The 8,579-nt window shown below is 63.8% G+C and carries 9 protein-coding genes; all 9 read left to right on the forward strand.

Annotated elements, in window-relative coordinates:
* Window positions 1-198 precede the first annotated feature (198 nt).
* Window positions 199-717, forward strand: coding sequence for a DUF2840 domain-containing protein (locus tag KYK29_RS22145; protein WP_254693047.1), 519 nt, complete (start codon window positions 199-201; stop codon window positions 715-717).
* Entirely contained in the window at window positions 714-1,259 is a 546-nt protein-coding gene (locus KYK29_RS22150) for a S26 family signal peptidase (RefSeq protein WP_254693048.1), read from the forward strand. Before KYK29_RS22145 ends, KYK29_RS22150 begins: the two co-directional genes overlap by 4 nt.
* Window positions 1,260-1,294: 35 nt before the next feature.
* The gene (locus KYK29_RS22155; RefSeq protein ID WP_254693049.1) at window positions 1,295-1,630 is read left to right on the forward strand and encodes a DUF736 domain-containing protein; all 336 of its coding nucleotides are present in this window, start codon (window positions 1,295-1,297) and stop codon (window positions 1,628-1,630) included.
* Window positions 1,627-2,559: a lytic transglycosylase domain-containing protein gene (locus tag KYK29_RS22160; protein ID WP_254693050.1), complete on the forward strand. Its 933-nt coding sequence runs from the start codon at window positions 1,627-1,629 to the stop codon at window positions 2,557-2,559. Before KYK29_RS22155 ends, KYK29_RS22160 begins: the two co-directional genes overlap by 4 nt.
* Before the next feature lie 1,135 nt (window positions 2,560-3,694).
* Window positions 3,695-4,927 (forward strand): DUF3363 domain-containing protein, encoded by a 1,233-nt coding sequence (locus KYK29_RS22165; protein WP_302795678.1) that lies wholly within the window; start codon window positions 3,695-3,697, stop codon window positions 4,925-4,927.
* A 174-nt stretch (window positions 4,928-5,101) separates the two neighbouring features.
* Complete coding sequence (locus tag KYK29_RS22170; RefSeq protein ID WP_254693051.1) at window positions 5,102-5,551, forward strand: GNAT family N-acetyltransferase; 450 nt, start codon at window positions 5,102-5,104, stop codon at window positions 5,549-5,551.
* 84 nt (window positions 5,552-5,635) lie between these two features.
* Window positions 5,636-5,938 carry a YjhX family toxin gene (locus KYK29_RS22175; protein ID WP_254693052.1) on the forward strand — a complete coding sequence of 101 codons (303 nt, stop codon included), beginning with the start codon at window positions 5,636-5,638 and terminating at the stop codon, window positions 5,936-5,938.
* Window positions 5,939-6,016: 78 nt separating this feature from the next.
* The gene (locus KYK29_RS22180; protein ID WP_116652194.1) at window positions 6,017-6,952 is read left to right on the forward strand and encodes a LysR family transcriptional regulator; all 936 of its coding nucleotides are present in this window, start codon (window positions 6,017-6,019) and stop codon (window positions 6,950-6,952) included.
* 119 nt (window positions 6,953-7,071) lie between these two features.
* A partial coding sequence (locus tag KYK29_RS22185) for a conjugal transfer protein TraG (RefSeq protein ID WP_254693053.1) occupies window positions 7,072-8,579 on the forward strand: 1,508 nt, incomplete at its 3' end.

The following is an 8,579-nucleotide window of genomic DNA, read 5'->3' on the forward strand; positions in this document are numbered from 1 at the left end:
CACCGTTCACGGTATGGCAAGAGGCGCTTACTCCACACGCGACGAGAACAGAAACAGTTACCCCAGCTAACTCTTTTTCTTTGACGCGCGCGCAGGCGAAGCGTGGTGCCGGTTCTGCCCGAAGGGGCGAGCCATGACGGCCGCCGCGCTCGACGAGCTGCGCCCGCGCAGCCCCCAGCACATCACCGGAGACGAACAATGACCCGTCGCGCTCATCGCAGCGCGCACGGCCGTCCGCTGCCGGACGGGCCTGCGCCCTTCACCACGTTGGTCGAGTTGACCTTCGAGAAACGCAAGGTCGAACACTGGATACGCTTCGGCCGCAAGAGCTACGAGCAGATCATCGACCGCCGCCGCAGCGTCGTCGGCTTCGCGCCGGGCAGCGTCTTCGCCTTCGTCCGTTGGGCATCTGGCGAGCACGGCACTGTCGTTTCGCGCATCGACATTGTGCGCGCCATCGGCCGGGGCGAGCCATTCCAGACATTGCCCTTCGTGCGCCCCGGCGGCGAAATCCTGTTGCGCCTCGATAGCTGGCCGAAGGTGCAGCGCGCGCTTGCCGCCATCGACGCCGTGGAATCGCTCGGCCTCGATCCGGCCGACGCCTCGCCGGATCACTGGCGGCACGTCCACAACCGTTTGATCGCCAATCTGGAGCCGCACGCCTACACGCCCGAGCGACATGCCGCTTGGCTTCATCGCCGAAGGATCGACCCATGACGCGCCGCCGCACCCTCACGGTGACGGCGCTGGCGGTGCTCGGCGGCGCAGCCGCAAGCGCGGTCGAGACGCCGACGAAACTCATCTGGAACGCCACGGCCAGCGCGCCAGTCGGGTTCTACACCGTCGAGCCGGCCGACCGGATCGACGTGCCCGATCTGGTCGCCATCATGCCGCCCGAACCGCTCGCAAGTTTCATGGTCGAGCGCAGCTATATCGCGCGAGGCGTCCCGCTGTTGAAGCGCGTCCTCGGCCTGCCGGGACAGTGGGTTTGCCGCACCGGCCGCACGATCACGGTGGACGGGATCGAGATGGGCGACGCGCTCGACCGCGACCGGATCGGCCGCGATCTGCCCGTCTGGCAGGGCTGCCGCGTCATCGGCGACGGCCAAATCTTCCTCATGAATTGGGACGTCCGCGACAGTCTGGACGGCCGGTATTTCGGACCCACCCCCGCAGCTTCCATCATCGGCCGGGCGGTCCCGCTCTGGACCGATGAGGAAGGCGTCGGCCGCTACGAGTGGCGCGCGCCGACCCACTGAACCACCCCCCGAAAATCAACCGCAGGAGATTTCCCATGGCAGAAATAGGCACCTTCACCCGCACCGAAACCGGCTATGCGGGAGAGCTTCATTCGTTCGGCCTCCACGAAAAGCTGTTCATCGTCCCGGCCAAGCCGAGCGACGTTAAAAACGCGCCCGACTATCGCGTGCGCCTCGAAAGCGAGGATGGCCCGGACGCCGGCCCCGCATGGAAAGACTCCAGCGAGAACGCTGGCGACTTCGTGTCGATGCGGCTGGAGGGACCGATCTTCCCGTTCCCGATCCGCGCCAAGCTGTTCCAGTCCAACGACGATCCATCGGTCTGGACGCTGCGTTGGAAGCACCCCCGGAAAGTCGAGGACGAGGAATGACGGCCGCGCGCGTCCGGCCCGCCATCCGGTCAAAGATCGGCATCCCTTTGTTCGCGGAAAAGCCGTCTCATCCCTTCGTCCCGCTCGGCGACCAGACGGCCGGCGCGCGCACCGAAGGTCAGGGGCGGCCATCGGCCGCCGCTTGCGCCTTGCCCTTGACCGCAGCGAGCACGCTGGCAGGCTGGCGGCGAAGCGGAGACAGGCCGGTATGGCATTATGCCGTCCTGCTGCTGGCGGGGGCGCTTTCCGTCTGCACCGGATCGGGCGTCGCTGTCGCGCAATCCGCGCCCGTCGAGCGCCCGGCCGCAGCCCATCCCTATGCGGCCCACATCGCCGAGGCGTCGCAGCGTTTCGGCATCCCCGAGCACTGGATTCGCGCCGTGCTGCGCGCCGAAAGCGCGGGCGACGTGCGCGCGGTTTCGTCGGCCGGCGCGATGGGATTGATGCAGGTGATGCCCGACACATGGGCGGGCCTGCGCGTCCGCCATGGCCTCGGACGCGATCCCTACGACCCGCGCGACAACATCCTCGCAGGCACGGCCTATCTGCGCGAGATGTTCGACCGCTACGGCAATGTCGGCGCGATGCTTGCGGCCTACAATGCCGGCCCCGGCCGCTACGACGAGCACCGCGCGACGGGCCGCCGGCTTCCCGCCGAGACACGCGCCTATGTCGCCGCGCTCGCCCCGATCCTTGGCGGCGCGGCTCCATCGGATGCGCCGTTGCAACCACCGGCACCGCCGCCCGATTGGCGCGAGGCACCGCTGTTCGTCATGCGCCCGGCCGACACGCGGGCTGCCGCCGCGCCGCCGTCCGAGGCGCAATCCGGCGACGGCCGCGCTGCCGTTCCGGCGCGCGACCCCGCCCGTGCGGAGCCGCAGAACGGCAGCATCTTCGTGGCGAGCGCCAGCGACGGAGGAACGCCATGAGGGCGGCGTTCCCGCGCTCGGCGGCGCTGGTTTTGGCATCCGGTCGGGCAGGTGTGCGCCCGGCAGGATTCCCGGCAGGAGGGGCAGAAAAGGCAGAAAGGGCGGAGGGCAAGATTAAAGAAGACGGCACCATTTCGGGCCGCTTCTGGAAATTATTGTTGTCTGCACACTGGTTAGGTGGCCGGTTCCGGCACCATGGTTTTGAGGGGCGGCGTGCCGCGATTTCGCGCAAAGCCTTGGCTTTGCGGGGTTTCGAGCGGCACCATAGGCCCATATCGGCCGTTTTGCGGCGGTTTTGGTTGGAGACGCGCCCTTGAGCGCCGACGACGAAAACCGCTTCCGACCGAAGCCCGGCCGCATTCGATCCGACACGCCGAAGGCTGGGAGACCCAAGAGCTTTTTCACGCAGGTCAGGAAGATCACTCGGCAGCATCAGGCAGCGGCCTCCCGCGATCGTTCCATGGCGTCATCCGCCCGCCCGTCATCTCCGGGCCGGTCCCGTGCCGTGGTCGCCAGCGGCAAGGGCGTGAAGCGCGGCCGGGGCGCGAGCTTCGTGCGCGCCCGCAATATCTCCGGCCAATGGCATCATCGCCAGCCCGGCAGCCGCCGCGTGATCGTCAAGCAGCGCAGCGTCCGGGCCGCGTGGAAGGGCGGACGCGCCCGCGCACATCTGCGCTATGTCCAGCGTGACGGAACCTCGCGTGACGGTGAGCGCGGCCAGCTCTATTCGGCGCATGAAGACCGCGCCGATGGCGACGCCTTCCTTGATCGTGGTCAGGACGACCGCCATCAGTTCAGATTCATCGTCTCGCCCGAGGATGGCGCGGAACTGTCGGACCTCACGGCCTACACCCGCGATTTCATGAAACAGGTGGAAGCTGACCTCGGCACGAAGCTCGATTGGGTTGGGGTGAACCACTACAACACCGGCCATCCCCATGTGCATGTCATCGTCAACGGCCGCGACGATACCGGCGGGGATCTGGTCATCAACGGCGACTACCTTTCCGCCGGCCTCCGCGAGCGGGCGAGCGAGCTTGCCAGTCTGGAACTCGGCCCCGTGACCGAGATCGAGCAGACCCGCAAGCTGTCGGCCGAAATCGACCAAGACCGTTTCACCCGGATCGACAGTGCGATGGCCGAGGAAGCCGATGCCCGTTTCCTCGATCTGCGCCATGAACCGGCAGCGCCGAGGCGGCAGTTCGCGCGCACGCTACGCCTGCGCAGGCTCGCCAAGCTGGAGAAGATGGGGCTGGCGACCGAGCACGCGCCCGGCGTTTGGGAATTGAGCAAGGACATGGAACCGGCCCTGCGCGAGCTAGGCGAGCGTGGCGACATTATCCGCACCATGCAGAAGGCGCTCGGCCCGCAGGGTGGCGAACGCGATCCCATGAGTTTCCAAATCCATGACGGAGCGCCCGAGACGCCCATTGTCGGCCGCGTCGTGGACAAGCACCTGTCCGACGAGTTGGGCGAGAGCCTGACAATCGTGGTGGACGGAATCGACGGCCGCACCCACCACATCGCCGGCATCGCGCCCGAGCGGTTGGAGGACGCCCGCATCGGCAGCGTGGTCCAGATCGGCCCCGCAGAGGTGACGGCCCGGCCGTCCGACCGCAGCATCACCGCCATTGCCGAGGACGGCATCTATCGACCGAGCCGTCATCTGGAGCAGGCGAAATTCGAGGGCCGCGTTCCGGGCGGCGACTATGAGGGCTATGTCGATGCTCATGTCCGGCGGCTGGAGGCGCTGCGCCGGGCCGGGATCGTCGAGCGCATCGACGCAGACCAATGGCGCATCCCCGATGATCTGGTCAGTCGCGCCGCCGCCTATGACACCGGCCGCGACCGGCAGGCCAGCGTTCGCGTGCTTTCCCCGGTCGGTCTGCAAAGGCAGATCGGATCGGATGGCGCGACCTGGCTGGACCGGCGACTGATCCATGGCGAGACGGCCGACCTTGCCCCGACCGGCTTCGGCCAGCAGGTGCGCGAGGCCATGGACCAGCGCCGCGAGCATCATATCGAACAGGGCGACGCCACCCGAGCACGGAACGGCCGCATCTTCTATCGGCGTAGTCTTCTCGCCACGTTGCGCGGGCGCGAGGTTGCCCGCGTCGGCGCGGAGATGGCCGAGAGCAAAGGTCTGCCGTTCCGTGCCGCCACGGACGGCGAGAACGTCAGCGGTAAGTTCACCGGCACCGTGCAGCTATCGAGCGGCAAGTTCGCCGTGGTCGAGAAATCCCATGAGTTCACCCTTGTCCCATGGCGGCCGGTCATCGACCGCCAGCTCGGCCGCGAGGTTATGGGCGTCGTGCAGGGCGGTTCTGTGTCGTGGCAATTGGGGCGGCAGAGGGGGTTGAGTATCTAATCTCAAGCTACGCCTCAACATCTTGACATATTGGAATACAGAAGCTAGCTGAACGCGATCCGATAGAAGGAGTTTTATGCGCAGTAACTAAATAGCTCGTCTCTAATGAGGCTACATCCCGCCCTAGATTTCTAGCGGCGGAGCTATGCGCATAACTTAATCTACGGACAATCCATGACACGCGATGATATCGTTATCCGTCCCTACGAGGGCGCGGATACAAAGCCGCTATCTGAAATCTGGTTTTTGGCTTCGAGGCAGGCTCATCCCTTCCTTGGAGAGGAAAAGCTTCTGTCACAACGACAGCTGATCGAAGCCGAATATCTTCCAAACTCTGAAACCTGGGTCGCATGCAACCAGGACAAACCTGTCGGCTTCATTGGCCTGATGGGGAAGTTCATCGGTGGCCTGTTTGTGGACCCTGGCGTCCAGGGCCTCGGCGTTGGTCGTCTCCTCGTCACCCACGCATTGACCTTGAAGGGCAGCCTGGAACTGGAAGTTTATGCGGCTAATGAAAACGCCGTCTGTTTCTACTCCCGTCTCGGTTTTTCAGAGGTTTCGAGACGTAAACAGGACGACGAAGGGCTGCCGTTCGAAAATCTTCGAATGAGACTTGCCGGCTAGCGCCCGCGAGGGGGGCAGCAATGTGCCCCTCCATCTTCAATCATGGGGACACTTACTTCAGGTGTCCTACGGGTGTGCACGACCATGAATGTAAGCAAACAGGAAAGAAAAGCTCTCGAACTGCTATCGCTTGGAGGAAAGATCTCTGTCGAAAAAGACGACAAGAACCGGGTAGTGGATGCGAGCTTTATAACGAGAGAGGGATGGTTTCTCGACGGCGTGGGGCTGAGCGAGTTTCAATCCTTGCGCACAAAGCGTTTCGTCGGGTCCAGAAGGGGGGAAGAATATTCAATCACACGCGAAGGCATCAAGGTCCTGCAACAGTTCCGGCAGGCTCAGAAAGTCGCTCAAAGAAACAGCCGCCTGACAAAAAAAGGCCGGGTGTAACGAGGGCGGACCATGCGGCGGAGGAAAACGAAAAACTATCTTCCTGTCTCTGAGGCGATCCGGTCGGGAAGAGTTCCCATGGCGAGCCTGGTGCATTTGCTTGCTGCGGCGGAATACTTGAACTTTCGCCATGCAGCAAAAGCACTTGGCGTGGCACAATCCAGCGTCAGCGCCCGCGTGAAAGCGCTAGAGGAAGATCTCGGAATCCAGCTGTTTGAGCGACAGGCTCGTGGCGTTCGGTTGACCGAGGCCGGTCGCCGCTTTGTCGAGCGCGTAGCTTCGGGCGTCGATCAACTTGAACATGCTGTGACGACCGCCGGCATGGCTGCGTCGGGAGAGCGTGGATGTTTGTGCATCGGCATCCACGCCCTGATCCCCGGCAGCTTCCTGGACAAACTGATCGCGAAATACCGCGACTACTATCCCGGAATTGAAGTCGAAATCACCGAGGGAACAGCCCGCAACAAGGTAATGCAAGTTCGTCAAGGTCATCTTGACGTGGCGTTTGTCGCTGGAGCACCCGAGCTACCAGACTGCCATACGCGTCCAATATGGACCGAGCAGCTTGTCGCAGTGCTACAAGAAAACCATTGCCTCGCTGAGCGTCACGCCCTCACTTGGACCGATCTCGCGAACGAAACGTTCCTCGTCCGCCATGGTGGCACCGGCCCGCAGGTCTATGACCATATCGTGTTGCGCCTCGCGGAACGGAGGCGTTCTCCTTCAATTCAGCGCTTCGAGGTCGAGCGCGGCACGCTTCTATCTATGGTCGGACAAGGCTTCGGCGTTACCATCGTCGGAGCCGCGACAGCGCTGCTGCCGACCACTGGCATCACCTTCCTACCTTTTGCCGATGAGCCAGAGCCGGTTCCCTTCACCGCCGTCTGGTCGCCGTTCAATCGCAGCGCCGCGCTCCGCAACCTACTCAACCTCGCAAACGATATGAGCCGTTGCAGCGATTCGCCCGGCCACCAACACGGCGACGATTACCCGGCGAGATCGCAGAAAAAGTAATCCGTCCTATTTGCCGCCGATAGTATCCGGAAGCCCTCCCGCAGCACCTTTTGTGTTGCCTGTCGCGATGTTGCCTACTCTCTGATCGGCTCCGTCTCTCTTGCCGACTGGAGCTTACATTGCGCGGAGGCCGAATCCTTTGGGGTCAAATCGCCGTCGTCTTCACAATCGTTCTGGTGATGACGTGGGCGGCGACGCAATGGGTTGCCTTCCGCCTCGGCTTCCAGCCTCAGCTTGGCAACCCATGGTTCGAGGTGGCGGGCCTGCCGGTCTATTATCCGCCGGCCTTCTTCTGGTGGTGGTTTTCCTTCGACGCCTATGCGCCCGCGATCTTCGTCGAGGGCGGCATCATCGCGGTATCGGGCGGCTTCCTCGCCATCGCCGCCGCCATCTTCATGTCGATCATCCGGGCACGAGAGGCGCGCAACGTCGCCACCTACGGCTCCGCACGATGGGCCGAGAACAAGGAAATCCGCGCGGCCGGATTGCTCGGCCCCGATGGCGTCCTGCTCGGCCGATACGACAGGGACTATCTGCGCCATGACGGTCCCGAGCATGTCCTATGCTTCGCCCCGACGCGCAGCGGCAAAGGCGTCGGGCTGGTGGTGCCCACCTTATTGACCTGGCCGGGAAGCTGCATCGTCCATGACATCAAAGGGGAGAACTGGACGCTGACAGCGGGCTTTCGTGCGAAGCACGGCCGCGTCCTGCTGTTCGATCCGACCAACGCCAGATCGTCCGCCTACAACCCGTTGCTGGAGGTCCGGCAAGGCGAATGGGAAGTCCGCGACGTGCAGAACATCGCGGATATTCTGGTCGATCCCGAAGGCAGTCTCGACAAGCGCAACCATTGGGAAAAGACTTCCCATTCGCTGCTGGTCGGCGCGATCCTGCATGTTCTCTATGCGGAGAAGGACAAGACGCTGGCGGGCGTCGCCAACTTCCTGTCCGACCCACGCCGCCCGGTCGAGGCGACCTTGCGCGCCATGATGGACACGCCGCATCTCGGCGAGGCTGGCGTTCATCCCGTCATCGCATCGTCGGCCCGCGAACTGCTGAACAAATCCGAGAACGAACGGTCGGGCGTGCTCTCCACCGCCATGTCGTTTCTCGGCCTCTACCGCGATCCCGTGGTGGCGCGGGTGACGGCACGCTGCGATTGGCGCATTGCCGATCTGGTCGGCAGCCGCCAGCCCGTCACGCTCTATCTGGTCGTGCCGCCATCCGACATAAACCGCACCAAGCCGCTCATCCGCCTGATCCTCAACCAGATCGGCAGGCGGTTGACCGAGGAACTGACCACCTCGGGCAAGCGCCATCGGTTGCTGTTGATGCTGGACGAGTTTCCGGCGCTCGGCAGATTGGATTTTTTCGAGTCCGCCTTGGCCTTCATGGCGGGGTATGGAATCAAAGGCTTCCTGATTGCGCAGAGCCTCAACCAGATCGAGCGCGCCTATGGGCCGAACAATGCGATCCTCGACAACTGCCATGTCCGCGTCAGCTTCGCCACGAACGACGAAAGGACGGCGAAGCGTGTTTCAGACGCATTAGGCACCGCGACCGAGCTGCGCGACTCCACCAACTACGCAGGGCACCGCCTAGCCCCGTGGTTAGGTCACTTGATGGT

The organism is Shinella daejeonensis (assembly GCF_024281235.1).
In the GTDB taxonomy this organism is placed as follows: domain Bacteria; phylum Pseudomonadota; class Alphaproteobacteria; order Rhizobiales; family Rhizobiaceae; genus Shinella; species Shinella daejeonensis.